General features: G+C 69.4%; 1 protein-coding gene. It reads left to right on the top strand.

The features are described from left to right. Positions 1 to 49 precede the first annotated feature (49 nt). The coding region (locus GWG65_RS40355) for a hypothetical protein (protein WP_275200939.1) at positions 50 to 421 on the top strand (372 nt) is incomplete at its 3' end.

The following is a 421-nucleotide window of genomic DNA, read 5'->3' on the forward strand; positions in this document are numbered from 1 at the left end:
GAGCCCGGCCCGGCGTTCCCCTCCAACCCACTTACGACACATTCCCACCATGAGAAGATGTTTCATCGGTTCCGGCAGCAGCAGCCGCGCGTCGCGCGCGCAAGAGCATGAGCGGGCGCAGCAGTCCCGGGAGGCGCCGCGTTCCACCAGCCCGGACAGGAGCGCATTGCTGCACGAGCTCGACAGCAGCCTGCAGGCGCTCTCGCCCAACCGTTCCCGGATCGACGGTGTCCTGCAGCACGAGACGTCCAGCCTGATTCCTCCGCGGGATCGGCGGTCGCTGGAACGGGCCCGCGAGGCCACCGATTACGACCGGTACCGGCTGGGCATGGAGCAGGGCGTGCTCCAGGGTCGGATCACCGGCACCCCGCATTCGGACCCGTACGAGGCGGCCGCCGAGGCCTACCGCGTCGTGAACAGG

The organism is Bradyrhizobium sp. CSA207 (assembly GCF_029051685.1).
In the GTDB taxonomy this organism is placed as follows: Bacteria; Pseudomonadota; Alphaproteobacteria; order Rhizobiales; family Xanthobacteraceae; genus Bradyrhizobium.